This is a genomic window from Variovorax sp. Root318D1, from assembly GCF_001424835.1.
Lineage (GTDB): Bacteria > Pseudomonadota > Gammaproteobacteria > Burkholderiales > Burkholderiaceae_C > Variovorax.
Genome location: NZ_LMCQ01000024.1, coordinates 359,688 through 385,431, shown reverse-complemented (window position 1 = coordinate 385,431; position 25,744 = coordinate 359,688). Strand labels below are relative to the sequence as shown.

22 protein-coding genes are annotated in these 25,744 nt (G+C 65.9%); 9 read left to right on the top strand and 13 right to left on the bottom strand.

From position 1 onward, the window contains the following. Positions 1-3: 3 nt before the first annotated feature. The gene (locus tag ASC78_RS24650) at positions 4-504 is read right to left on the bottom strand and encodes a hypothetical protein (protein ID WP_055807720.1); all 501 of its coding nucleotides are present in this window, start codon (positions 502-504) and stop codon (positions 4-6) included. Between the two features lie 2 nt (positions 505-506). Then, a complete protein-coding gene (def, locus tag ASC78_RS24645) occupies positions 507-1,028 on the bottom strand; it encodes a peptide deformylase (protein WP_055807717.1) in 522 nt (173 codons plus the stop codon). Positions 1,029-1,188: 160 nt separating this feature from the next. Between def and ASC78_RS24640 the strand changes: the two genes are divergently transcribed. The 3 genes from ASC78_RS24640 to ASC78_RS24630 all read left to right on the top strand — a co-directional run bounded on the left by ASC78_RS24640 (position 1,189) and on the right by ASC78_RS24630 (position 4,173). Further along, on the top strand, positions 1,189-2,403 hold the full coding sequence (locus ASC78_RS24640; RefSeq protein WP_055807714.1) for a LysM peptidoglycan-binding domain-containing protein: 1,215 nt from the start codon (positions 1,189-1,191) through the stop codon (positions 2,401-2,403). A 19-nt stretch (positions 2,404-2,422) separates the two neighbouring features. Continuing rightward, positions 2,423-3,586 carry a DNA-processing protein DprA gene (dprA, locus tag ASC78_RS24635; protein WP_055807711.1) on the top strand — a complete coding sequence of 388 codons (1,164 nt, stop codon included), beginning with the start codon at positions 2,423-2,425 and terminating at the stop codon, positions 3,584-3,586. 68 nt (positions 3,587-3,654) lie between these two features. After that, complete coding sequence (locus ASC78_RS24630; RefSeq protein ID WP_055807708.1) at positions 3,655-4,173, top strand: DUF494 family protein; 519 nt, start codon at positions 3,655-3,657, stop codon at positions 4,171-4,173. A 3-nt stretch (positions 4,174-4,176) separates the two neighbouring features. Here ASC78_RS24630 and ASC78_RS24625 read toward each other — a convergent pair whose 3' ends face one another. The 5 genes from ASC78_RS24625 to ASC78_RS24605 form a co-directional block, all read right to left on the bottom strand. Further along, positions 4,177-6,591 (bottom strand): DUF1631 family protein, encoded by a 2,415-nt coding sequence (locus tag ASC78_RS24625; RefSeq protein ID WP_055807705.1) that lies wholly within the window; start codon positions 6,589-6,591, stop codon positions 4,177-4,179. Positions 6,592-6,733: 142 nt separating this feature from the next. Continuing rightward, positions 6,734-7,687 (bottom strand): protein translocase subunit SecF, encoded by a 954-nt coding sequence (gene secF, locus ASC78_RS24620; RefSeq protein ID WP_055807702.1) that lies wholly within the window; start codon positions 7,685-7,687, stop codon positions 6,734-6,736. Positions 7,688-7,705: 18 nt separating this feature from the next. Then, the gene (secD, locus tag ASC78_RS24615; protein WP_055807700.1) at positions 7,706-9,589 is read right to left on the bottom strand and encodes a protein translocase subunit SecD; all 1,884 of its coding nucleotides are present in this window, start codon (positions 9,587-9,589) and stop codon (positions 7,706-7,708) included. Positions 9,590-9,673: 84 nt separating this feature from the next. Next, positions 9,674-10,009, bottom strand: coding sequence for a preprotein translocase subunit YajC (yajC, locus tag ASC78_RS24610; protein WP_055807698.1), 336 nt, complete (start codon positions 10,007-10,009; stop codon positions 9,674-9,676). A gap of 288 nt (positions 10,010-10,297) precedes the next feature. Next, a complete protein-coding gene (locus ASC78_RS24605; protein ID WP_055807695.1) occupies positions 10,298-13,906 on the bottom strand; it encodes an indolepyruvate ferredoxin oxidoreductase family protein in 3,609 nt (1,202 codons plus the stop codon). Positions 13,907-14,083: 177 nt separating this feature from the next. Here ASC78_RS24605 and ASC78_RS24600 point away from each other — a divergent pair, with 177 nt between their 5' ends. Next, positions 14,084-14,560 carry an Lrp/AsnC family transcriptional regulator gene (locus ASC78_RS24600; protein ID WP_055807692.1) on the top strand — a complete coding sequence of 159 codons (477 nt, stop codon included), beginning with the start codon at positions 14,084-14,086 and terminating at the stop codon, positions 14,558-14,560. A gap of 109 nt (positions 14,561-14,669) precedes the next feature. Continuing rightward, positions 14,670-16,295, top strand: a complete 1,626-nt coding sequence (locus ASC78_RS24595) for an MFS transporter (RefSeq protein WP_055807910.1) — start codon at positions 14,670-14,672, stop codon at positions 16,293-16,295. A 15-nt stretch (positions 16,296-16,310) separates the two neighbouring features. Here the strand turns inward: ASC78_RS24595 and ASC78_RS24590 are convergent, their stop codons facing one another. The 6 genes from ASC78_RS24590 to ASC78_RS24565 form a co-directional block, all read right to left on the bottom strand. After that, the gene (locus tag ASC78_RS24590) at positions 16,311-16,625 is read right to left on the bottom strand and encodes a cytochrome C oxidase subunit IV family protein (RefSeq protein WP_055807689.1); all 315 of its coding nucleotides are present in this window, start codon (positions 16,623-16,625) and stop codon (positions 16,311-16,313) included. An 8-nt stretch (positions 16,626-16,633) separates the two neighbouring features. Further along, positions 16,634-17,335: a heme-copper oxidase subunit III family protein gene (locus tag ASC78_RS24585; RefSeq protein WP_055807686.1), complete on the bottom strand. Its 702-nt coding sequence runs from the start codon at positions 17,333-17,335 to the stop codon at positions 16,634-16,636. An 11-nt stretch (positions 17,336-17,346) separates the two neighbouring features. Continuing rightward, positions 17,347-17,973 (bottom strand): bb3-type cytochrome oxidase subunit III, encoded by a 627-nt coding sequence (locus ASC78_RS24580; protein ID WP_055807683.1) that lies wholly within the window; start codon positions 17,971-17,973, stop codon positions 17,347-17,349. A 61-nt stretch (positions 17,974-18,034) separates the two neighbouring features. Next, complete coding sequence (ctaD, locus tag ASC78_RS24575) at positions 18,035-19,801, bottom strand: cytochrome c oxidase subunit I (protein WP_055807681.1); 1,767 nt, start codon at positions 19,799-19,801, stop codon at positions 18,035-18,037. Between the two features lie 26 nt (positions 19,802-19,827). Further along, positions 19,828-20,988 (bottom strand): cytochrome c oxidase subunit II, encoded by a 1,161-nt coding sequence (locus ASC78_RS24570; protein WP_055807677.1) that lies wholly within the window; start codon positions 20,986-20,988, stop codon positions 19,828-19,830. Positions 20,989-21,033: 45 nt separating this feature from the next. Next, the gene (locus ASC78_RS24565) at positions 21,034-21,549 is read right to left on the bottom strand and encodes a hypothetical protein (RefSeq protein ID WP_055807673.1); all 516 of its coding nucleotides are present in this window, start codon (positions 21,547-21,549) and stop codon (positions 21,034-21,036) included. 197 nt (positions 21,550-21,746) lie between these two features. Between ASC78_RS24565 and ASC78_RS24560 the strand changes: the two genes are divergently transcribed. Genes ASC78_RS24560 through ASC78_RS24545 form a run of 4 tightly spaced genes read left to right on the top strand, consistent with a single transcriptional unit; the run spans position 21,747 to position 25,596 of the window. After that, a complete protein-coding gene (locus ASC78_RS24560) occupies positions 21,747-22,568 on the top strand; it encodes a creatininase family protein (protein WP_055807671.1) in 822 nt (273 codons plus the stop codon). Next, on the top strand, positions 22,565-23,353 hold the full coding sequence (locus tag ASC78_RS24555) for an ABC transporter ATP-binding protein (RefSeq protein ID WP_055807668.1): 789 nt from the start codon (positions 22,565-22,567) through the stop codon (positions 23,351-23,353). Before ASC78_RS24560 ends, ASC78_RS24555 begins: the two co-directional genes overlap by 4 nt. Then, positions 23,337-24,227: an ABC transporter permease gene (locus ASC78_RS24550; RefSeq protein WP_200934363.1), complete on the top strand. Its 891-nt coding sequence runs from the start codon at positions 23,337-23,339 to the stop codon at positions 24,225-24,227. Before ASC78_RS24555 ends, ASC78_RS24550 begins: the two co-directional genes overlap by 17 nt. Beyond that, entirely contained in the window at positions 24,217-25,596 is a 1,380-nt protein-coding gene (locus tag ASC78_RS24545; protein WP_055807663.1) for an FAD-binding oxidoreductase, read from the top strand. The genes ASC78_RS24550 and ASC78_RS24545 overlap by 11 nt, the downstream gene beginning before the upstream one ends. Positions 25,597-25,744 lie beyond the last annotated feature (148 nt).

Here is a 25,744-nt window from a genome sequence, read left to right as displayed (position 1 = left end):
GGGTCAATCGCGGATCCGATCGAGTTCGAGATCGTCCCCCGTGTGATAGCGGCGAACCACGCCCGTCGGATCGATGTAGATATAGAGCATGCGGCGCTCGTTCACTGCCTTGTAGCGCCAGGTCCAGACGGTGCCGTCGAAGGAGCTGACGCGGCTGGTTTCATAAGGCCGGCCATAGAAGGCGAGCACGTCGTTCTGGCGCCATTGGTCGACCTTGATGTCGTGGCCGAAGCGTGCCTCGTTGAGCACCTGGGTGACGGAAACCACCTTGCCCGAAGCGTCGACGTCGATGTCGGTGACTTCGAAACCCGCCGGCATGCGCGAATACTGGAGCCGCTCCCCGCCGCCGTTGAGCGGATAGCGGCCCGTGGGCGCGCCGAGGCGTTGCAGAGTTTCGGCGGCGGTGGTCCCGGGAACGATGCGCGTCGGTTCGCTGGCGCAGCTGGCCAGGACGACGAAGAAACCCGCGGCAAGCAGGCAAGCCCAGGGCCGCAGGGACGGCATGGTCACGCCCGGCCCTCTTTGGCCTCTTCCCGCTGCTGCTTGAGCAGCTTGCTCTTGATGCGGTTGCGCTTGAGCGGCGACAGGTATTCGACGAACACCTTGCCCAGCAGGTGGTCTAGCTCGTGCTGGACGCACACCGCCAGCAGGCCATCGGCCTCGATGGTGCGCATTTCGCCATTCTCGTCCAGCGCCTGAACCTTGACCGACGTGGAGCGCATGACGCCGTCGTAGATGCCGGGCACCGACAGGCAACCCTCTTCGTTCAGCACTTTTTCGTCGCTGGCCCAGATAATCTCGGGGTTGATGAGAACGATCGGCTCGTTGCGCTCCTCGGAAACATCTATGACGACCAGCCGTTCATGCACGTCGACCTGGGTCGCGGCCAGTCCGATGCCGCTGGCGTCGTACATGGTCTCCAGCATGTCGGCAACCAGCGCCTTGATGCGTGCGTCCACGCCCTGCACCGGCTTGGCCACCGTGTGCAGGCGCTTGTCCGGGTAACTCAGAATGATTCGTTTGGCCATGAAAAAGGGGGAAAGTTGTGGCTATTTTCGCCAATTCCGCGACGCGATGAGCCGGGATCGCCTGAAAACGTTGCCCTCCCAAGGGCTTCGGGCGCAGAATTCGTAGCAAATTGTGAGATTCGTATGTGCACCGATACTTGGTGCGCTCACCCATCCAGACATGAAAAAGCTCCGAACCCCTGTCCGCCAGCGCACGCACCTTTTCGCCACGTTGGCAGCCCTTGCAGTGATCAGCAGCGGCACGACGGCGTGGGCGCAAAACTATCCCGTCACCCCGCAGCAGCGCGCAACTGCCCAGCAGACCGCCCAGAACGGCGTTCCGTTGAGCGAACTCGCGCCCACTGCGCCTGACGAATACACGGTCAAGCCCGGCGACACGCTGTGGGCCATTTCGCGCCTCTACCTGCTGCGCCCCTGGCGCTGGCCGGAACTTTGGGGCATGAACATCAGCGAGATCGCCAATCCGCATCGTATCTACCCAGGCCAGGTGCTGTACCTGGACAAGACCGGCGGCCGCGCACGGCTGACGATGCGCCGTGGCGCGGGGGGCAGCGGCGACGGCGGGACCATCAAGCTGTCGCCGCGCACGCGCTTCGATTCGCTGGCCGGCATGGCGCTGCCCACGCTCAATCCGAGTGTCATCGAGCCCTTCCTGAGCGAGCCGATCGTGGTGGATTCCGACACGCTGCAAAGCGCGCCGCGCATCGTGGCCGGCAACGACAGCCGCGTGCTGCTGTCGCGCGGCGACCGTGCCTATGCGCGCGGCAATGCCGAGACGCCGCTGCTCGAAGCGCCGGGCCCGTTGAAGAACTTCCGCGTGTTCCGCAGCGCCACGCCGCTCAAGGACCCGGGAACCGGCGAAATCCTCGGCTACGAGGCGCAGTACCTCGGCAAGGCGCAGCTCAAGCGCGGTGAATCGACCACGGTCGAGACCCAGAAGGACAAGGACGTCATCACCGTGGTGCCGGCCAGCATCGACATCATCGCGGCGCGCGAGGAGATCCGCGCCGGCGACCGCCTGCTGCCAGAGCCGCCGCGCCAGCTCCTGAGCTACGTGCCGCGCGCGCCCTCCACGCAAGTCGAAGGCCGAATCATCTCGGTCTACGGCAACGCGGTGCAGTTCGCGGCCCAGAACCAGGTGGTGGCCATCAACAAGGGCACCCGCGATGGCGTCGACAGCGGCCATGTGCTGGCCATTCTGAAGAACGGCGAAACCATTCTCGACCGGACCGGCGAGCGCAAGGAAACGATCAAGCTCCCGAACGAGCGCATCGGCCTCCTGATGGTGTTCCGGCCGTTCGAAAAGGTGTCGTACGCGCTGGTGCTCGAAATCACCGACACCCCGCGCGCCGGCGACTTCCTCGTCAACCCCTGAACTTTTCGCTTTCATTCATTTGGAACGCGCAGAACTCGCAGGCTGGCTGCGGCTTTCACTGACGCCGGGCATCGGCGACGGGGCCGCGCGCCGGCTGTTGGCGGCCTTCGGCCTGCCCGAGAAAATTTTTGCGGAGACCAGCGCCGCGCTCCGGCAAGTCGTGTCGGCGGCACAAGCCGATGCCTTGCAGCAGGCGCCGCACGGCCTCCAGGCCCAGATCGACCAGACCTGGCAATGGCTGCAGCCTACCGCCGATGACGGCGCCACGACGCGCCGCCTGGTGACGCTGGGCGATGCGGGCTACCCCGCGTCGCTGCTCGAAATGGCCGACCCGCCGCTCATGCTCTATGTGCTCGGCGCCGCGGCCTTCGACCTGACGCAGCTCGACAACAGCATTGCAGTGGTGGGCAGCCGCAACCCCACACCGCAGGGCGCGGCGAACGCCCGCGCCTTTGGGCGGGCACTGGGCGAAGCCGGCTTGCCCGTGGTGTCCGGGCTGGCGCTAGGCGTCGACGGGGCCGCACACCAGGGCGCGCTCGATGCCGCCGGAGACGCGCCGCGGCTTGCCACGGTGGCCGTGGTGGGAACCGGCCTCGACCGCGTCTATCCCGCCCGGCACCGCGACCTGGCGCATCGCATCATGGCGAACGGGTTGATCGTGAGCGAGCTGCCGCTCGGCACGCCCCCGCTCACGCAAAATTTTCCGAAGCGCAACCGCCTGATCGCCGGCCTGGCCCGCGGCACGCTGGTGGTCGAGGCCGCGCTGCAATCGGGCTCGCTGATCACCGCCCGGCTCACCTCGGAGCAAGGCAAGGAAGTGTTCGCCATTCCAGGATCGATCCACTCGCCGCAATCGCGCGGCTGCCATGCGCTGATCCGCCAGGGTGCGAAGCTGGTCGAATCGGTGAACGACATCCTCGAAGAATTGCCGGCGCTGCGCGCGGCCGGCGGCGCCGCGCCGGGTTTGTTCGAGAACGCGGACACGAAAGATCCGGCTTCCTCCATCGGACCGGAGAATCCGCTTCTGGAAGCGCTCGGCTTCGACCCCGTGAGCCTCGACGCATTGAGCGCGCGCACCGGCTGGAGCGCCGCGGCGCTGCAGGCCAAGATGCTCGAACTCGAGCTCGACGGCCATGTCGCGCGGCTGCCCGGCGGTCTGTTTCAAAGAGCTGCGGCGGCATAGCCCCTGGTCTGCCGAGCCCAGCACGCAAAGCTTGCGGGCGGACGACCGGCTTCGGCTATATTGGGCTCATGTTCGAAGTGCTCGTGTTTGTCTACGAAAACTATTGGCGCGGCGATGCCTGCCCTGAACCCGGACAACTGGGCCGCAAGCTCAGCGCGCACGGTTTCGAGGCAGAAGAAATTCGCGATGCGCTGCAATGGCTCGACGGCCTGAGCCTTGCAACGCAGGGCTTGCAATTCGAGCGAAGCGCCATCGACGAGGCGGTCGCCACGGTCACGCTGCGCGGCGCACCGGAGCCCGCCTTGCCGCAGTCGGACAACGCCATGCGGGTCTATTCGCAGGCCGAGCAGGAGCACCTGGGCGCCGATTGCCTCGGTTTCATCCGCTTTCTCGAGTCGTCGGACGTGCTGTCTTGCGGCTTGCGCGAGATCGTCGTCGAACGGGCCATGGCCGCGCCGGGCGACCCGGTCGCGCTCGACGAGCTCAAGATCATCGTGCTGATGGTGCACTGGAGCACGGGTATCGAGCCTGACGCGCTGGTGCTCGACGAGCTCTGCGAAAGCCGCGAAGGCCGCGTAGCGCACTAAGCGCTAGTTCAACAGCCGTTCTGGATTGGCATCCAGCTTGGCCAGCGCCTCGCGCGTAGCGCGCACCGTGAGGGTTTCTTCCTCGGCGGGCACCAGCAGCCCGGCCTGCAGGTAGTTGGCCAGCCGGCCGACCTGAATCAGGAAGCTGCGGCCGTCGGCCGTTGCAAACAGGTGCAGTTGCTTGCGGTCGCTGCGCCAAACGAATTGCACCTGGCTCACGCGGTCGTTGTGATCGAGCATGAACCAGTTGCCCACCTCGAGTTCGTGGGCCCACGCCAGCATGTCTTCGGCCGGGGCGCCGCCCGCGATGTCGGCCACCACCTCGATCGAAGCCGCATCCATGCCCAGCAGCAATTCGATGCTGTTCGCGTCGAGCGGCAGGCTGGAGGCGCCGCCGTCGTCGCTGACGAAATCTTCCAGGTGCGCCAGGCGCTCGGCCATGGCCTCGATCTTGGCCGCGGGAATGGCTTCGGTTTTGGAGAGGAAGGCATCGGACAGGGTCGCACCGATGGTCTTGATGTGCACTTCTTGCGGCTCGTCGATGATGCCGAGCAAGGTCATGCCCAGGCGCAGGCGCTGCAGCAGCTGCGGCAGGTCCTGGATCACGCGGGCGCGGTCGGCGCGGTTGGGCTTGGCGCTTGCGGCCCACACCAGTTCGGAGGCCACGCGCTTGAGCATCACCGTCTGCTCGCCCTGTGCGCCATAGCGCAACGCGGCAATTGCCAGCACCTCGGCCCAGACCTTGAAGAGGAACTCGCGGATCTCTTCGCGCACCGGCATGTCGTTGAGCATCTTGCGCAGCTCGATGGTGTACTGGATCGCCATCGTTTCCTTCTGCTCGACCTGCTGCGCCACGCTCATGACGCGCTGGGTGGCGTCGCTCTGCGTGAGATAGCGGCTCAGGAATGCGACGAACTCGTCGAACACCAGCTTGAAAACGCGCTGGCCGGTCTCCGGGTACTGTTCGATCACCTGCACCACGCGCCGGATCTCGCCCTCGAGCGCACTGCCCGAGATGGCGGCCGCATCGAAGCCCATCACGCAGGAGCCCATGCGGTCGATCAGCATGCGTGCCGGGTGCTGCAGCGTGCCGAAGAATTCGGGTTCGGCAATGGCCACGCGCAGCACGGGCATTTGCAGCCGCGCAAACCAGACACGCGCCGAGAAAGGAATGCGCTCTTCCGCGAGGATGGCCTGGAACATGAGCGCCACGATCTCGACCGTGGCCTTGTCGGCAGTGGTCGGCGCCCTTTTCTTGAGTTCCGCGCTGCGCCGCCGCAGGTCGACCGAAGCCTGCTGGATGACGGTGGCCTGCTGCTCCCCGGAACCATCCATGTACTGCGTGGCGGCCATCCTGTAGGCGGCTTCGGCTTCGGCAATGAGTCCCGCAAAGGTCTTGGAGGCAGCGCGCGAAGAAGCCCCGCCGGCGATGCCCGGTCCGGCACCTGGCTCGCGTCCATCCATTCCGGTTGTCGTCGGGGAGGAGGAGGCGTTGGACACGTCTGCGCCGATGCGGGCGGCCACGAAGCGTTTGAGGCTCAGGAGCGCCGTCTGCGCGCGCTGGCGGGCGAGCATCAAGGGCGAACCGCCGGTGGTCATCGCCGGTACCGAAGGCGCGAACCCTCGCGGCTGCGACGGCGCATCGAAGCCTTGCCGGTGCACGGCGCCAGCGGCCTGGGGCGCGCCCGCAGCCTGCGGCGCAGCGGCGGCGTACGGAGACCCGGGCACCGTCGAAGGCCCGCCGCCACCCGCACCGCTGCCGGAAGCGCCCGTGCGCCGGACAAAGCTCTTGAGATCGATCTCGGGCATCACACCCTGCGAAATCAGGAACGCGTTGGCGTCTTCGTAGGCCTTGACGACCACGCCGACGAGCTGCTGCTGCACGGTGTCCTGCACCCGCGCCCACAGCGTACGGCTCAAGCCGGCGGCCAGCCACTGGTCGACCAGCAGCTTGGCCAGCGATTCGGGCCGGAGCACGTCGTTGGCGTCGAGTTCGCTGGAGCCTTCCAGGTGCTGGATGCGCAGCCGAAGGTCGCTGAGTTCGAAGCTGGCCTTGTCGTGGATCACCTGCGCCAGGCGCGATGCAAGAATACTGCTCTCCATCGCGTCGTCGTCGATGAGCTCGAGCCGCAGCTTCGCGTTCGACGACACACCGTGCGCCGCGCCGGCAGCACCGGCCGACTTGCGCCAGCCCGATTGTGCAAGCGCCACCCAGTGGGAGGCCTGGGCCTGGAAGGCCACGAAGTCATCGCGGCTCTCCTGCATGGAACGCGCATTGCCCATTTCCGAAGCCTGTTGCGTCAGGCGGTCCCTGATGGCTTGCGCCACCGGGGCGAACACGCCCCCGGTCGCCAGAACGAAGCGCTCGCGCGTTTCGCGTGCGAGCTGCAGGGAAGAGGCGGACCGCGCAATGCTCATTGAAGGATCGGGAAGACCAGTGGGGCTCTGTGGGTTGGCGACAACCGGGAGCTTGCTTCGGGAAACGCAACCGCACAAGTGTGCATCACCTGCGGCATTTTCGCTGGATCGCGCGGCGCGTTTCTCTCGAATTCGGTGGGGGTCAGACCACCGCGCCGGCGTTCGGATCGTCCGGACCGCCGTCGCGCTTGACCGGGCCCTTGACGAGATCCTCGCGCTTGACGCCGAGCCACATGGCAATGGCTGCCGCGACAAAGGCCGACGAATAGATGCCGAACAGGATGCCGATGGTCAGCGCCAGCGCGAAGTAGTGCAGCGTCGGGCCGCCAAAGAAGAACATCGAGAGCACCACCAGCTGCGTCGAGCCGTGCGTGATGATGGTCCGGCTGATGGTCGAGGTGATCGCGTTGTCGATGATCTCGACCGTGTTCATCTTGCGGTAGCGGCGGAAATTCTCGCGCACGCGGTCGAAGATCACGACCGACTCGTTGACCGAGTAACCCAGCACCGCCAGCACCGCCGCCAGCACCGCGAGCGAGAACTCCCACTGGAAGAACGCAAAGAACCCCAGGATGATCACCACGTCGTGCAGGTTGGCCAGCACGGTGGCCACGGCGAACTTCCATTCGAAGCGGAACGCCAGGTAGATCATGATGCCCACCACCACCATGCCCAGCGCCTTGAGGCCGTTGGTGGTGAGCTCGTCGCCCACCTGCGGGCCGACGACCTCGATGCCGCGCTGCGTGGCCGACGGGTCGACCGCCTTGAGAGCCTGCATCACCTGCGCGCTCTGCTGGTCGGAGTTCATGCCCTTTTGCGCAGGCAGGCGGATCTGCACGTCGCGCGAGGTGCCGTAGCTCTGCACCTGCACGTCCGGATAGCCGAGCTTGCCGATGGCCTCGCGCACCTTGCCGATGTCTGCGGACTGCTGGTAGGCCACTTCCATCACGGTGCCGCCCGTGAACTCCACCGACAGGTGCAGACCGCGGTGCAGCAGGAAGAACACCGCCAGCGCGAAGGTGACGAAGGAGATGATGTTCAGCACCAACGCGTGGCGCATGAACGGGATGGTCTTGTGGATGCGGAAGAATTCCATGGCGCTTGTCCTTGACCTTTACTTGCCTTCGGCCACGGCGTTGCCGTCGGTCTTGGGCCGCCACACAGTGCCGATCGACACCGTCTTGAGCTTTTTCTTCTGGCCGTACCAGAAGTTGACGAGGCCGCGCGAGAAGAACACGGCGGAGAACATCGAGGTGACGATACCGATGCAGTGCACCACCGCAAAGCCGCGAATCGGCCCGGAGCCGAAGGCCAGCAAGGCAATGCCGGCGATCAGCGTGGTCACGTTGGAATCCAGAATGGTGCCCCAGGCGCGGTCGTAGCCGGCATGGATGGCCGCCTGCGGCGAAGCGCCGTTGCGCAGTTCTTCGCGCACGCGCTCGTTGATGAGCACGTTGGAGTCGATGGCCACGCCGATGGCCAGCGCCATGGCCGCGATGCCGGGCAGCGTGAGCGTAGCCTGCAGCATCGAGAGAATGGCCACCAGCAGCATCAGGTTGACGGCCAGCGCAATCGACGAGAACAGGCCGAACAGTGCGTAGTAGGCGCACATAAACACCATGATGGCCAAGAAGCCATACATCACGCTCTTGAAGCCCTTCTCGATGTTGTCGGCGCCCAAGCTCGGGCCGATGGTGCGTTCCTGGATGATTTCCATCGGCGCGGCCAGCGAGCCGGCGCGCAGCAGCAGCGCGAGGTCATTGGCCTCGACCACGTTCATCGAGCCCGAAATCTGGAAGCGGTTGCCGAGCTCCCCGTTGATCGACGGGGCCGTGAGCACTTCGCCCTTGCCCTTCTCGAAGATCAGCATGGCCATGCGCTTCTTGAAGTTCTCGCGGCTCACGTCGCGCATGATGCGGCCGCCCTTGGCGTCCATGGTCAGGTCGACCTTGGGCTGGTTGGTCTGCTGGTCGAAGCCGGGCTGCGCGTCGGTGAGGTTTTCGCCGGTGACGAGCACCTGCTTCTTCACGATCACCGGACGGCCGTCGCGTTCGAAGAATTTCTCGGAGCCGAAGGGCACCGGGCCGCCGCTCAGTTCGGCCGCGCGGCCTTCGGGGCTTTCATCGACCAGGCGCATTTCGAGCGTGGCGGTGCGCCCCAGGATGTCCTTGGCCTTGGCCGTGTCCTGCACGCCGGGAAGCTGCACCACGATGCGGTCGAGGCCCTGCTGCTGGATCACCGGCTCGGCCACGCCGAGTTCGTTGATGCGGTTGTGCAGGGTGGTGATGTTCTGCTTCAGGGCCGCATCCTGCAGCCGGCGCGCGGCTTCAGGCTTGATGGTGGCCGTGAGGCGCCAGACGTTGCCGTCCTGGGTGTCGGTGGTCGTGAGATCCTGGAACTGGTCCTGGATCAGCTGCTTGGCAGTTTGCAGCGCGGCCGCGTCGCGGAACGAAACCTCGATCGTCTGGCCGTTGCGGTTCACCGAAGTGCCGCGGATGCTCTTGTCGCGGAAGGTCGTTCGCAGGTCGCCCGCGAAGGACTCGGCCTTCTTGTCGATGGCGCCCTTCATGTCGACCTGCAGCAGGAAGTCGACACCGCCGCGCAGGTCGAGGCCGAGGTACATCGGGAACGCGTGCAGCGCCGTGAGCCAGGCCGGCGAACGCGAAACCAGGTTGAGCGCCACCACGTAGGAAGGATCTGCCGGATCGGGCACCAGCGCGCGCTGCACCGCATCGCGCGCTTTGATCTGCTCGTCGGCGGTGGCGAAGCGCGCGCGCAGCGAGCCACCCTCGAGCGTGAACCGGTCGGGCACGACACCCGCTGTTTTCAGCGCCTCCTCGACCCGCGCCTGCGTGGCCGCGTCGACCTTGACGGTCGACTTGGCCGCGGACACCTGCACCGCCGGTGCTTCGCCGAAGAAATTGGGCAGGGAATAGATCAACCCCACAAGCAGCACGATCACGAGGATCGCGTACTTCCAGACCGGATAACGGTTCATGAGAAAGCGCTTTTCAGAAACGAGACACGGCGTGACTTGAGGCCTTGCGCACAAAGCGCAAGACCGGTCGCGCTTTGATTTTGATTACTGCTTGACAGCGCCCTTGGGCAGGACCTGGACCACAGCGCTGCGCTGGATCTTGACTTCCACGCCATTGGCGATTTCAAGGCCGAGGTACTGGTCGCCGATGGAGGTGATCTTGCCGAGCACGCCGCCGGCGGTGGCCACCTCATCGCCCTTGGCGAGGGCTTCGATCATGGCCCGGGCTTCTTTCTGGCGCTTCATTTGCGGGCGGATCATGACGAAATACAGCACCACGAACATCAGCACCAGGGGCAGCATGCTGCCGAGCGAGGACAACATGTCGCCACCACCGGAAGCAGCGGGCGCGGTTTGGGCGAAAGCAGAGGAAATGAACAAGAGAGTCTCCAGCAGAGAGAAGAGTAATGTCAGAAGCGCGAGCAGGGCTCGCGGTTCCGCGGCCCTGTGAAAAAGGCTGCGAACCAGCGCTTGAAGCGGCATCGGCCGCGAACAGCACCGGGCATTGTATTCGTGGCAACGCCCCGCGCTCCGCGCTTATCCGGCGCGGGGGGCAGGGCTTTCCAGGGGCGCCAGCCGCGCCTCCTCTGCTCTTCTTTGAATAGCAGCGTTCTTTGAATGGCAGCCGCGGCAGCCGGCCGGCCGCCGCGGGCGCCTTCCTTCAGAAACTCAGGCGGCCGAGCGCTGCACCGGCTGCGGGTTGCGCCACTTGGCGAGCAGCTCGCTCCAGCGGGTGCGGGCAGCAGCCAGGTTGCGATCCTTCACGTGGCCGTAACCGCGGATCTGCTCGGGCAGGCTGGCAATCTCCAGCGCCAGCGCGTGGTTCTCGGCGTTGAGTTCGGCAATCACCTCGTCGATGGCGGCGCGGTACTCGCCGATGAGCGCACGCTCGGTCTTGCGTTCTTCGGTGCGTCCGAAGATGTCCAACGCCGTGCCGCGCAGGCCCTTGAGCCGCGCCAACAGCCTGAAGCCGGTGAGCATCCAGGGGCCGAACTTCTGCTTTTGTAGTTCGCCCTTGTTGTTCTTCTTGGCGATGATGGGCGGCGCCAGGTGGTAGTTGAGCTTGAAGTCCTTGCCCATCTGGCCTTCGAACATGCCTTCTACCCGGTCGAGGAAGGCGCGGTCGGTGTGCAGGCGCGCCACCTCGTATTCGTCCTTGTAGGCCATGAGCTTGAACAGGTAGCGGGCCACCGTTTCGGCGAGCGCTGTCTTGCCCAGTACCGATTCGGCCTGCCGGACCTTGCCCACGAACTGACGGTACTCGTCGGCGTAGGCCGCGTTCTGGTAGCCCGTGAGAAATTCGACCCGGCGCGCCACCAGGCTGTCGACGGTTTCGCGCTTCTTGAACTCGACCACCTGGCCAGGGCGCACGCGCTTTTGCAGCGCGGCCGGATTCGCGGCCGCCTGGCGGCCCCATGCGAAGGCGGCCTTGTTGTTGTCGATGGCCACGGCGTTGAGTTCGATGGCGCGCATCAGCGACTCCAGCGCCAGCGGGATCCAGCCCTTTTGCCAGGCAAAGCCCAGCAGCATCGGATTGGCGTAGAGGCTGTCGCCCATCAGCGTGGTAGCGGCGGCATCGGCGTCGAAGGTGCCGAGCGCCTCGGCGCCCACGACGCGCGCGATCTGGTTCGCGCAGTCGTCCTGCGGATTCACCCAGTTGGCGTTGCGCACGAAGGCGGCCGTCGGCGTGCTGTGCGTGTTGAGCGCCACGTGCGTGCGGCCCTCGCGCATGCGGGCCAGGGTTTCGGCGTTCACGGCCACCAGCGGATCGGCTGCCAGGATCAGGTCGGCCGCGGCGGTGCCCACGCGCGTGGTCCGGATCGCGTCCTGCGATGCGCCGATGAGCGCGTGGCTCCAGGTGGCGCCGCCCTTTTGCGCCAGGCCGGCCGCGTCTTGCGTGACGATGCCCTTGCCCTCGATGTGCGCCGCCATGCCCAGCAGCTGGCCAATGGTGATGACGCCCGTGCCGCCGACACCAGCCACCACGATGCCCCACACCTGGTCTTGCGCCAGCGCCGGCACGGCCGGTTCCGGCAACGGACCGAGCTCGAGCGGCGAATCGGCCTTGTTCCTGGACTTTTTCTTGAGCTGACCGCCTTCGACCGTGACGAAGCTGGGGCAGAAGCCCTTGAGGCAGCTCATGTCCTTGTTGCAGCTGCTCTGGTTGATGGTGCGCTTGCGGCCGAACTCGGTTTCGAGGGGCTCGACCGACAGGCAGTTGCTCTTCACGCTGCAGTCGCCGCAGCCTTCGCAGACCAGGTCGTTGATGACCACGCGCTTTGCCGGATCGACGGCCGTGCCCCGCTTGCGGCGGCGGCGCTTCTCGGTGGCGCAGGTCTGGTCGTAGATGATGGCGGTGGTGCCGGCGATCTCGCGGAACTCGCGCTGGATCTCGTCGAGCAGGTCGCGGTGCTTCACCGCTACGTGGTCGCCGGGGATGTTCACGCCTTCGTACTTCTCGGGCTCGTCGGTCACGATGACGACCTTCTTGGCGCCTTCGGCATGCAGGCTTTCGGCAATCTGCAGCACCGAGTGGCCTTCGGGCCGCTCGCCGACCTGCTGGCCGCCGGTCATGGCCACCGCGTCGTTGTAGAGAATCTTGTAGGTGATGTTCACGCCCGCCGCGATGCTCTGCCGGATGGCGAGCAGGCCGCTGTGGAAGTACGTGCCGTCACCCAGGTTCGCGAAGATGTGCTGGTCGGTGGTGAAAGGCTGCTGGCCCACCCACGGCACGCCCTCGCCGCCCATCTGCGTGAAGCCGATGGTGGAACGGTCCATCCAGGTGGCCATGAAGTGGCAGCCAATGCCGCCCATCGCGCGCGAGCCTTCGGGCACCACGGTGCTGGTGTTGTGCGGGCAGCCCGAGCAGAACCAGGGCTGGCGGTCGGCGCCCTGCACGCCGCCCACCTTGAGCACTTCCATCGAGCGCTCCTTGGCTTCGAGGATGGCCATCTGCGCATCGATGCGCGCATGCATGTCGGCGCCGGCCTGGTCCAGGATGCCGAGCTTGCGAAGGCGCTGTGCAATGGCCTTGGCGATGAGTGCCGGGTTCAGGTCGGCGTTGGCGCGCAGCAGCGTGTTGGCGGTGGGATTGGGCATGGCCCATTCGCCGCCGGAAAAATCGCCGTCGAGCTCGTTGAACTTGCCGAGCACGGTGGGGCGCACGTCGGCGCGCCAGTTGTAGAGCTCTTCCTTCAGCTGGTATTCGATGACCTGGCGCTTTTCTTCCACCACCAGAATCTCTTGCAGGCCGGTGGCGAAGTCGCGCGTGAGCTGCGCCTCGAGCGGCCACACCACGCCCACCTTGTGCAGCCGGATGCCCAGCTGGCGGCAGGTGGCGTCGTCCAGGCCCAGGTCGATCAGGGCCTGGCGGGTGTCGTTGTAGGCTTTGCCGCTGGCCATGATGCCGAAGCGGTCGTTCGGACCTTCGATCACGTTGTGGTTCAGCCGGTTGGCGCGGATGTAGGCCAGCGCGGCATACCACTTGTAGTGCATGAGCCGGGCTTCCTGCTCCAGCGCGTGGTCGGGCCAGCGGATGTGCAGGCCGCCGGGCGGCATCTGGAAATCGGTGGGAATGACGATCTCGACGCGGTCCGGGTCGATCATGGCCGTCGCGCTCGACTCCACGATTTCCTGGATCGTCTTCATGCCCGACCAGACCCCCGAGAAGCGGCTCAAGGCAAAGGCGTGGATGCCCAGGTCGAGAATTTCCTGCACGTTGGTCGGAAAGAACACCGGCGTGCCGCAAGCCTTGAAGATGTGGTCGCTCTGGTGCGCGGCCGTGCTGCTCTTCGAAATGTGGTCGTCGCCCGCCACCGCGATCACGCCGCCCCATTCGGTGGTGCCCGCCATGTTGGCGTGCTTGAAGACGTCGGAGCAGCGGTCCACGCCCGGGCCCTTGCCGTACCAGATGCCGAAGACGCCGTCGAACTTGTTGGTGCCGGCGGGCGAGAAGCCCAGCTGCTGGGTGCCCCATAGAGCCGTGGCAGCGAGCTCTTCGTTCACGCCAGGCTGGAAGACAATGTTCTGTTCCTTCAGGAACTTGCTGGCCTTCCACAGCGCCTGGTCGTAGCCGCCGAGCGGAGAGCCGCGGTAGCCGCTGATGAAGCCTGCCGTGTTCTTGCCGGCCTGCTTGTCGCGCAGGCGCTGCAGCATCGGTAGCTTGACCAGCGCCTGCACGCCGCTCATGAAAGCGCGGCCATAGTCCAGCGAGTACTTGTCGTCGAGCGTGACGGTTTCCAGCGCCTTGCGAATGTGCTCGGGCAGCGGTGCGTTCATGTGTCTGTCTCCGTTTGGCAGGGCCTGGTGGGCCTGGCTGATTGGCTATGGGTCTGTGCCCGGTAGGGCGCGAGCCCATGATCACGCAAAGTGTATGCCGGGGTACGCGACAGGTGTTTGCGTTCTTCGCCTCTAAAAACCGCCTTTCAGAAAGAATCTTGCTTAAGATTGCCGATTATGGAAAGCATTGACAAGTTCGACCTTGCAATCCTGCAAGAACTGCAGGCCGACGGCCGCCTGACCAACGCCGAGCTTGCGCAGCGCGTGGGGCTCTCGGCCGCGCCCTGTTGGCGCCGGGTGCGCGCGCTGGAAGAAGCCGGCTTCATCAAGGGTTACCACGCCGAGATCGACCGCCACAAGATCGGGCTTGGCGTGCTCGCTTTCGTGCGCGTGGACACCGAGCGCGTCACCAATGAAGCCACCCGCAAGCTGGAAGAGGCGATCCGCAAGATGCCCGAGGTGGTGGCCTGCCACTACATCAGCGGCACCGGCACCTTCGAGCTGCAGGTGGTGGCACAGGACCTGAACGGCTTCTCGGCCTTCGCGCGGCAGCAGCTGATGAACCTGCCGAACGTGAAGGACCTGCACACCAGCTTCTCGCTGGGCGAGGTGAAGGCCAGCAGCGCCCTGCCGCTCGGACACCTAGCACGCTAGCTGCACAAGGGCCGACGGGCCCTGGCGCTCCGCCTTGCCGGCGCCACGCCCCTCCTTCGGATTGCCGGTTTTTCGACCGGTCTCGATGTCATCGGCACAATCGGGCCACATGCCACCGATATCGCCCGACGAGACACCCATTCCCCCCGCGCGGCCGCAGCCACCGAAGTTTGCGGCGCTCGTGCCGCTCAAGCTGCCCGTGTTCCGCATGCTGTGGAGCACCTGGCTCATTGCCAACATCTGCATGTGGATGAGCGACGTGGCGGCGGCGTGGATGATGACCTCGCTGACCACGTCGCCCATCTGGGTGGCGCTGGTGCAGTCGGCCTCCACCTTGCCGGTGTTCCTGCTGGGCCTGCCCAGCGGGGCGCTGGCCGACATTCTCGACCGCCGGCGCTGGCTGGTGGCCACGCAGTTCTGGCTCGCGGGCACGGCCATCGTGCTGTGCGCGGCCATCGCGCTGGACATGATGACCGCGCCGCTCCTGCTGGCGCTTACGTTCGCCAACGGCATCGGGCTGGCGCTGCGCTGGCCGGTGTTCTCGGCCATCGTGCCCGAGCTGGTGCCACGGCCGCAGCTGCCGGCGGCACTGGGACTCAACGGCATCGCGATGAACGCCTCGCGCATCATCGGACCGCTCACGGCCGGCATGCTGATTGCCAGCGCGGGCAGCGTCTGGGTATTTGCGCTCAACGCGGTGCTGTCGGTGGCCTCGGGCTTCGTGGTGCTGCGCTGGCGGCGCGAGCACAAGCCCAATCCACTGGGCCGCGAGAAGCTCATCAGCGCGATGCGCGTGGGGGTGCAGTTCGTCTGGCAGTCGCAGCGCATGCGGGCGGTGCTCTCGCGCATCACGATCTTCTTCTTCCACTCCACGGCCCTGCTCGCGTTGCTGCCGCTCCTGGCGCGCAATCTGAAGGGCGGCGGTGCCGGCACCTTCACGCTGCTGCTGGCCGCCATGGGCTCGGGCGCGATCATCGCGGTGCTGTTCCTGCCCCGGCTGCGCCAAGCGCTGACGCGCGACCAGCTGGTGCTGCGCGGCACGGTGCTGCAGTCGCTCGCCACCGCGGTGATGGCCTTTGCCCCCAATGCATGGGTGGCGGTGCCGGCGATGTTCTTCGGCGGCATGGCATGGATCACCGTGGCCAATTCGCTCTCGGTGTCGGCGCAGCTTGCGCTGCCCGACTGGGTGCGCGCACGCGGCATGTCGACCTACCAGATGGCGATCATGGGTGCGAGCGCGATCGGCGCAGCACTCTGGGGCCAGGTGGCGACCGTCACGTCGCTCTACTTGAGCCTCGCCATCGCCGCCGCCAGCGGCACGCTGCTGATGCTGGTGGCCCTGCGCTGGGTGACCGACGGCGTCGGCGAAGACGACACCCGCCCCGCCGAAGCCGGCTGGGCCGCCGGCCCGCCGGCCGAGGCGCCGCAGGAAGACGGCCGCGTGGTGATCACGGTCGAATACCTGATCGAGCCGGCGCGCGCCGCGGCATTTCACCTCGTGATGCAGCAGACCCGCCGCGCGCGCCTGAGCCAGGGCGCGATCGGCTGGGAGCTGCTGCACGACATCGCGCAGCCCAGCCGCTATGTGGAGCAGATCGTCGACGACTCGTGGACCGACCACCTGCGGCGGTTCAACCGCGCCACGGCCAGCGACATGGCCCTGAGGGAGCGCCGGCTCGCATTCCACATCGGCGAGGCACAGCCGGTGGTCACGCGCTACATCGTTCGGCGCTGAGCGGCGGCAGCGCCGTCAGTGGAAGAACAGCAGCCGCGTCAGGAGGGTGTGGCCGGCCTCCTCCGCCATCAGCCAGACCAGGACCAGCAGGCACAGCGGCGGCACCAGGATGGCATAGACCAGCGACAGCCGCTCCCAGGCCATGTGCATGAAGACGGCAACGATCAACCCCGCCTTCAGCAACATGAAAATGATGATCAGGGTCCAGCGCAGATACCCCTCGAAATGGAAGTAGTCGACCATGTACGACATTGCGCTGAGCACGAACAGCAGCCCCCAGATCTTGAGATAGAGGCTGATCGGATGTTGTTGGCCTGAGACGGGAGTCATGGTCGTCCTCACCAGAGATAGAACAGCGCAAAGATGAACACCCACACCAGGTCCACGAAGTGCCAGTACAGGCCGGCAATCTCGACGATCTGGTAATTGCCGGCCTTGTCATAGTCGCCGCGGATCAGCTTGAAGGCCACCACGAACAGGAAGACCACGCCGGCCGACACGTGGAGCCCGTGAAAGCCCGTGATCATGAAGAAGGCCGAGCCGAACTGCGCCGCGCCCATCGGGTTGCCCCACGGCCGCACGCCCTCTTCGAGGATCAGCTTGGACCATTCGAAGGCCTGCATGCCGACGAAGAGTTCGCCGAAGGTCGCGGTCACGAGCATCAGCGTCGCGGCGTTCAGGCGGTCGCCGCGGTAGGCGAAATTGACGGCCATTGCCATCGTGCCGCTGCTGGTGATGAGCACGAAGGTCATGATCGCGATCAACAGCAGCGGTATGTCGGCGCCCCCTACCTGGAGCGCGAACACCTCGCTCGGGTTGGGCCACGGCACGGTGGTCGAGACGCGCACCGTCATGTAGCCGGTCAGGAAGCAGCTGAAGACGAAGGTGTCGCTGAGCAGGAAGATCCACATCATCGCCTTGCCCCACGAGACGTGGAACGCCTGGCGATCGGAAGACCAGTCGGCAACCAGCCCGCGCCAGCCGCTGGCGGCGATCTCGGGAGTCAACGGCGTTGCTGCGACGGTTGCGGTGTTGTTCATGAAACGCCTCCTCAGGATGTGCCGCAGATGAAGCGCGCCACGTCCGGCGTCACCCAGCCCAGCAGTGCGAACAGCACCAGCCACACCGCCAGCATGAAGTGCCAGTAGCGCGCGCACAGCGCAATGCGCCATGCGGCCCCGGCAGGATCGGGCCATGCGGCCTGCGCCGTCCATGCCCACCCGACCAGCCCACCCGCGAGGTGGAGCCCGTGCATGGCGGTCAGCAGATAGAAGAAGCTGCCCGCAGGGTTGCCGGCCGGCATGACCTGCGCGCCGAGCAGCGCCTGCCAGGCCCATAGCTGCCCGCCCAGGAAGGCCACCGCGCAGAAGCCGCCGGCAAGCAGCAGGCGACGGGCCCGCGTCGGATCGCGGCCGCGCGACGCGCCAACGGCCCATTGCAGCGCCGCGCTGCCCGCCACGAGCAGGGCCGAGCTGAGCCAGAGTTGCCACGGCAGTGCGATCGTGATTGCATCGTCACCGCTCATGCGCATCACGTAGGCGACGATGAAAAGAGAGAACAGCGCGGTGGCCACGCCCATGAAGACCCACAGGCCAATGCTGGCCGCGCTCGCATGCGCATCGCGAGGGCGGCCGCCGTGGGGCGAGTTGGCCTGGAAGCGGTTCAGTGCGGCAGTCATTGGGCAACCTCCGTGCTCCGCACTGCGGTGCGAGCCCCCTTCGGAACGGCCGATCGGGGGCTCATGCCGGTGCTCCCGGGGCCTCGCTCTGGCCCTCTGGCTCGGGTTTGCCGGGCCCGGCTTGCGGTGGCGCGTTCTGCGGAATGAAATCTTCCGCCGCACCCGGCTCTGCGTAGGCATAGGCCCACCTGTAGACCACCGGCAGCCGCGGGCCCCAGTTGCCGTGGCCCGGCGGCGTGGCGGGCGTCTGCCATTCAAGCGAGGCGGCGCGCCACGGATTGGCGCCGGCCGGCTGGCCGCGCCAGGCACTCCAGGCAAGGTTGAAGATGAACAGCAACTGCCCCACGCCGACGATCAACGCGACCACAGTGATGAACTCATTCATGGTGAATGCCGAAGGCGGAATGAAGTCGTAGCCGTCGAAGTTGTAATAGCGCCGCGGCATGCCCAGCACACCGAGGTAGTGCATCGGAAAGTAGATCGCGTAAGTGCCGAGGAAGGTGATCCAGAAATGCAGCTTTCCGAGCCGGTCGTCCAGCATGCGGCCGGTGACCTTGGGGAACCAGTGGTAGATGCCGCCGAACACCACCAAGAGCGGCGCCACGCCCATCACCATGTGGAAGTGCGCCACCACGAAGTAGGTGCCGGACAGGGGGATGTCCACGCTCACGTTGCCGAGGAACAGCCCGGTCAGTCCTCCGATGAGGAAAGTGCACAAGAAGGACAGCGCGAACAGCATCGGCACCGTCAGGTGAATGTCGCCGCGCCACAGCGTCAGGAGCCAGTTGTAGACCTTGATCGCGGTGGGCACCGCGATGATCAGCGTCGTGGTCGCGAAGAAGAAGCCGAAGTACGGATTCATGCCGCTCACGAACATGTGGTGCGCCCAGACGACCACGCTGAGTCCGCCGATGGCGATGATGGCCCACACCATCATGCGGTAGCCGAAGATGCACTTGCGCGCGTGCACGCTGATCAGGTCGGAGACGATGCCGAACGCTGGCAGCGCCACGATGTAGACCTCGGGATGGCCGAAGAACCAGAACAGGTGCTGGAACAGCAGCGGGCTGCCGCCCTTGTAGCCGGTCAGCTGCCCCATCGACACCAGCGCCGGCATGAAGAAGCTGGTGCCTACCGTCCGGTCGAGCAGCAGCATCACGCCGCTGACGAACAGCGCCGGGAAGCCGAGCAGCGCAAGGATGGTGGCCACGAAGATGCCCCACACCGTGAGCGGCATGCGCAGCAGCGTCATGCCTTCGCAGCGCGCCTGCAGCACGGTGGTCACGTAGTTGAGGCCGCCCATGGTGGTCGCTACGATGAAGATCACCAGCGACACCAGCATCAGGATGATGCCCCCGGTATGGCCCGGCGTGCCGGGCAGGATCGACTGCGGTGGATACAGCGTCCAGCCCGCACCCGTGGGGCCGCCCGCAACGAAGAAGCTCGCCATCAGGACCACCACCGACAGCAGGTACACCCAGAAGCTCAGCATGTTGAGGTAAGGGAAGACCATGTCCCGCGCCCCCACCATCAGCGGAATCAGGTAGTTGCCGAAGCCGCCCAGGAACAGCGCCGTGAGCAGGTAGATCACCATGATCATCCCGTGCATGGTCACGAACTGGTAGTAGCGCTCGGCGTTGATGAACTCGAACTGGCCGGGAAAGCCAAGCTGCAGGCGCATCAGGTTGGACAGGACCACGCCCACCACGCCCACCGCGATGGCGGTGCAGGCGTACTGGACGGCGATCACCTTGTGATCCTGGCTCCAGACGTAGCGGGTGAGGAAACTTTGCGGCGCGGGATGCCCGGCGTCGTCGTCGTGGGGCATGGCGTGCCCCGTGGGCGCGGGAGAGTTCATCGGGGAGCCCTCTGTTCGGCGGCAGCCTGCGCCGGCGGGCTGCCCAGACTCTGGATATAGGCCACCAGCGCGGCCAGCTCTTCTTCGGTCAACTCGACTTTGGGCATGACCGGCGGGAAGCCCTTCACATGGCGCGCCTGCGGATCGAGGATGAAGCTGCGCAAAAAGGCTTCGTCGACCAGCGCAGTGGAGCCGTCCGCCATGGTTTCGGTCTTGCCGTACAGGCCCTTCCAGGTCGGTCCCACCCGTGGGCTGCCGTCGATCGTGTGGCAGGCCACGCAACCCTTGCTATCCGCCAGCGCGCGCCCCTGCTGGACGCGTGCGTCGCCGCCAGCCGGCACGGCACCGACCGAGGCCTCGGGCGCCTTGATCTGCGACTTGGCGAAGGTCGGCAGCGCCGCCTGCCAGGCCCCGTACGCCGCCGGGTCCTCCACCACCACGTGGCCGCGCATGTTGGGATGCCCCACGCCGCACAGCTGCGCGCAAAGCGCTTCATAGCGGCCCGCGACGGTCGGCGTGAACCAGAAGCGGCTGACCTGCCCCGGCACCGTGTTCATCCGGGCGCGGAAGTTCGGCACGAAGAAATCGTGCAGCACGTCGTGCGAGCGCATCAGCACCAGCACCGGCTTGCCGAGCGGCAAATGCACCTCGGGGCCTGCGATCAGCAGGTCGTCCTGCCCGGTCCGGTCGGCGGGGTCGATCCCGAACGGATTGGTAGCGCTGAAGAAGCGCGCATCGGTCGCGCCCAGCTTGCCGTCCTCGCCCGGGAAGCGGAAACGCCATTGCCATTGCTGAGCCAGCACCTCCAGCACAAGCGCATCGCGGGGCTCCCTGACATAGTTCGCGTACACCAGGAGACCGGGCGCCAGCAACGCCATGATGGCGACCGTGGTGCCGCCTATCAGCCAGCGCTCGAGTTTCCTGTTCTCGGGCTCATGCGCCGCGCGGTGCCCCGCGCGATGGCGGAAGCGCACCAGCATGTAGGCAATGAACACGTTGATGACGATGAAGAAGATGCCCGTGATCGCCAGCGTGATGCCGAGGGTGTCGTCCATCAGCTTCCAGTTCGAAGCAAGGGGCGTCGTCCACCACGGATTGAAAACGTGAAACAGCACCGAGCCGGCCACGATGAGCAAGAGGGCAACGGCCATGGTCATGTGCGTTCCCTCGGCTCTGCATAGGCTCAGGAACTCATTCGCGCTTCAGAGGAACGCCGGAACCTGGGGCTCTTCACCCTCGAACCGGGCTTCGGGATGCGCGGACTGCAGCAGCGCCTCGATGTCCCGCACGCGGGAACGCGGCAGGTCCACCATCAGCAGGATCTGGCCATTCGCGATGGCGCCTTCGAAGCGTTGCAGCCTGGGACTTGGAATGGAAATGCCGACCATGCTGGCCGACCAGGCGCCGATCAGGCCACCCAGGATGGCCACCGACACCGCCACCTCCCATTCGGGGTCGTCGCCGACGATCGGAAACATCAGCGCGGCCACGAGGCCAAGGACGATGCCGCAGGCACTGCCGACCACCCAGCCGGTCTTGGCTGCGTGAACGAGGTCGGAGGTTTGCCATACGTTGGCCGCATGGAGCCCGGACATGTCCATGCCTTCGGGTCCGGCGAAATGAATGCGCGCCACGTCGACGCGCGCCCGGACCAGATCGTCCATTGCCCTTCTGGCGCTCGCCAAGTCGGGCATCAACCAGTAGATGCGTCTTTTCACAGCATCCCCCTTTCGTCTTGCGACGAGTCAAGGAACCATGAAACGACTTATATGCCCAAGCCGAGCGGCCATCAAGTAGGTGCGGCACTTCGGGCGAGGGCGATTGGAGGTACCTATACGCCGACCTTTTTTTGACCGAACGGATAATTTAGATCATCATCGCGGCCTTACTGCCCGTCACCAGGAGGTACGCCACGATGAACCCGGTCCCCTTGCGCAGCCGCTTCTGGTCCGACCTGACCAGCGAAGAGTTCTCCCGCCTCGACCGCGAACGGCTCATCGCCGTGCTGCCGGTGGGCGCCACCGAGCAGCACGGCCCCCATCTGCCGATGTCGACCGACACGGCCACCATCGACGGCATGGTGCGCGCCACGCTGCCGCACCTGCCCGACGACCTGCCGGTGCTTTTTTTGCCGACCGTGCCCTACGGCAAGAGCAACGAGCATTCGCGCTACCCGGGCACGCTCACTGTCTCGGCCACCACGCTGATCTCGCTGTGGAAGGACATCGGCGCCTGCGTTGCCAAGGCCGGCGTGCGCAAACTGGTGCTCTACAACAGCCACGGCGGCCAGATGAGCGTGATGGACATCGTGGCGCGCGACCTGCGCGAGGAGCACGGCATGATGGTCGTCGCCGCCAACTGGTACACGCTGGGTTTGCCGGAAGGGCTCTTCACCGCGCATGAAGGCAAGCACGGCATCCACGCAGGTGATCTCGAAAGCTCGGTGATGCTGCACCTCACGCCCGACTACGTGCGCAAGGACCAGTTCCAGAACTTCAGCTCGATGACCGAACAGCTGGCCGCCGAAAACAAGTTCCTCTCCATCACCCCGAGCGGCAAGCTCGGCTGGCAGATGCACGACATCAATCCATCGGGCGCGGCCGGCGATGCCACGCGCGCCACGGCCGAGAAGGGCGCCGCGGTGCTCGACCACGTGGGCCGCCGCTTCGTCGAGCTGCTGCATGAAGTAGACCGCTTTCCGCTCTCGCGCCTTGCCAACGAGCCGGCCTGGAAATGACCTCTGAACTCACGCCCCCGCTGGTCAGCCTGCGCCACGTCAGCAAGCGCTTTGCCAACGGCACGCTCGCACTGCAGGGCATGACGCTCGACATCGGCGAACACGACTTCATCAGTTTTCTCGGGCCCTCCGGCTGCGGCAAGAGCACCGCGCTGCGGCTGATCGCCGGGCTCACCCGCCTCAGTTCGGGCGAAATGCAGTGGTCCGGCGCCAACACGGGCAAGACGCAGAGCGACCGCGACCTGGGCTTCGTGTTCCAGGAGCCCACGCTCATGCCCTGGGCCAAGGTGTTCGACAACGTGTGGCTGCCGCTCAAGCTCGCGGGCCAAAGCCGCGACGCGGCCGCACCCGTCGTGCGGCAGGTGCTGGAGATGGTAGGCCTCTCGCGCTTCGCCGATGTGTACCCGCGCGAACTCTCGGGCGGCATGAAGATGCGCGTGTCGATTGCGCGCGCACTTGTCACGCACCCGCGCCTCCTGCTGATGGACGAGCCCTTTGCCGCGCTCGACGAGATGACGCGCATCAAGCTCAACAACGACCTGCTGGCCATCTGGCGCGAGCATCGCTTCTCGGTGGTGTTCGTCACGCACAGCGTGTACGAGTCGGTGTATCTCTCGAACCGCATCGTGGTGATGGCGGCGCGGCCCGGCCGCGTGATCGACGAGAGCCGGATCGACGAACCCTATCCGCGCGGCGAGGACTTTCGAACCTCGAGCCGCTACAACGCGCACTGCACGGCGGTGTCGCGGTCCCTGCATGGAGCGCTGCATGACATCGATCACTGAGCCTGCGGTGCCGGCCGACGTGCCAATGGATGCCGCGGATGCCGCGCCCTCCGAAGCGATGCTGCGCGCGCACGAAGACAAGCTGCGCCGGCGCGAATCGATGCTGCGCATCGCGGTGCCGGCCGGCATCGTCATCGTGCTGCTGCTGGCGTGGGAATGGATGGTTCGCGCCAACGGCATTCCGCACTACATCCTGCCCGCACCTTCGCTCATCCTGCGCACGCTGTTCGACAACTGGGGCTCGCTCTCTAGCGCGCTGTGGTTCACCGTCAAGCTCACGCTGCTTGCGCTCGGCGCGGCCATCGTGGGCGGCGTGCTGCTGGCGATTGCGTTCGCGCTCTTCAAGTGGGTGGAGATCGGCCTGTTCCCGATCGCGGTGATCCTGCAGGTGACGCCGATCATCGCGATCGCGCCGCTGATATTGATCTACGTATCGAGCACCACCGCGGCGTTGCTGCTGTGCGCATGGATCGTGGCCTTCTTCCCGATCCTGTCGAACACCGTCATCGGACTGAAAAGCGCTGACAGCAATCTGCGTGACCTGTTCCAGCTCTACAAGGCCTCGCCGTGGCAGACCTTCCGCTACCTGCTCGCACCCAGCGCGCTGCCGTACTTCATGGCCGGCCTGAAGATCGCGGGCGGGCTGAGCCTGATCGGCGCGGTGGTGGCGGAGTTCACGGCCGGCACCGCCGGCAAGGAGACCGGGCTGGCTTCGCGCATTCTCGAATCGAGCTTTCGCACCGAGATCCCGATGATGTTTGCGGCGCTGCTGCTGGTGTCTCTGCTCGGCATCGTGATCTTCATCGTGTTCGCCGCGTTGTCGCGCTTGGTGCTCGGCCACTGGCACGAGAGCGAGATGCGCCGTGAACGCTAGGACCATCGTGCCTGCTGTCGATTGGGATGCCGTGCGCCAAGACCTGCGCGGCCTCAATGTGATCACCGCGCCGAGCCAGCGCAAGCAGCTCTCCAAAGACTTCTACTGGTACAGCCCCATCCTCACGGCGCAGCTCGCGGGCTGCGTGGCCGACCTCGTCGTCAAGGTCAGCACCGAGGACGACGTGCGCCAGGTCGCGGCCACGGCCGCAAAGTGGAAGCTGCCGCTCACCGTGCGTGCGGGCGGTACCGGCAACTACGGCCAGTGCGTGCCGCTCGAAGGCGGCATCGTGCTCGACGTGACGCAGATGTGCCGCGTGCTCGACATCCAGCCCGGCCGCATTCGCGTGGAGGCCGGCGCGCGCATGCACGACATCGACCTTGCGGCGCGCGAGACGGGCCAGGCGCTGCGCATGTGGCCCTCGACCTGGCATGTGGCCAGCATCGGCGGCTTCATTGCGGGCGGCTTCGGCGGCATCGGCTCGTTTCGCCACGGCATCCTGCGCGACCCCGGCAACCTGCTGCGCGCGCGCGTGATGACCCTGGAGCGCGAGCCGCGCGTCATCGAACTGCAGGGCGACGAGATCCAGCAGGTGCACCACGCCTACGGCACCAACGGCGTGATCCTGGACGTCGAAGTCGCGCTGAGCCCGGCCGTCGAATGGGTGCACTGCACCGTGTTGTTCGAAACATACCGCGGCGCGCTGGCCTTCGCCGTCGCGGCGCAGGCACCCACGCTCGACATCTTTCTGCTCTCGACGGTCGAGGCGCGCTTCTCGCCTTACTACACGGCGATGCGCGACCGCTTTCCGCGCGACCGGCATGCGGCGTTCGCCATGGTCTCGCCCGATTCGATGACCGGCTTCCGCGCGCTCGCTGCCGCGCATGGCGGCACCATTTCCGTCGCAGGCACCGAGACCGAGCTGCTCGCCGACGGCCTGCCACCCGCGTATGAATGCGCGTTCAACCATACGACGCTGCAGGCGCTGAAGGCAGACCGCGGCTGGACCTACCTGCAGGTCGCCTACGCGCAGCCCTTCGATCCGTTGGTAGTCGAGCGCCATCTGCAAATCTTCGGCGACGACGTGCTGCAGCACCAGGACTTCGCCCGCGCCAACGGCGAGTGCGGCACCTTCGGCATCCTGCTGGTGCGCTGGAAGGGCGAAGCCCATCAGTACGACGTGATCCGCGAGATCGAGTCGCAGGGCGGCTGCAAGATCTTCAACCCGCATGTCGTCACCATCGAGGACGGCGGCATGAAAACCATCGACACGCAGCAGATCGAATTCAAGAAGTGCAGCGATCCGATGGGGTTGATGAACCCTGGAAAGACGCGCGGCTGGACTTCCGACATGGCTGTCGAGCATTGAAATGAATGCTTGCTTTGTTGTCCGTCGCGTTGGATTCGAGGGCTGCTGTTCAGGGCGCGCTCCCGCCGACGGGGTACCTTTCTCCGCGAATGTCCCCCGGCCTGCGGCCTCCTCCTTTATTTCGCTGCGCAAGGCACCCCATCGACGG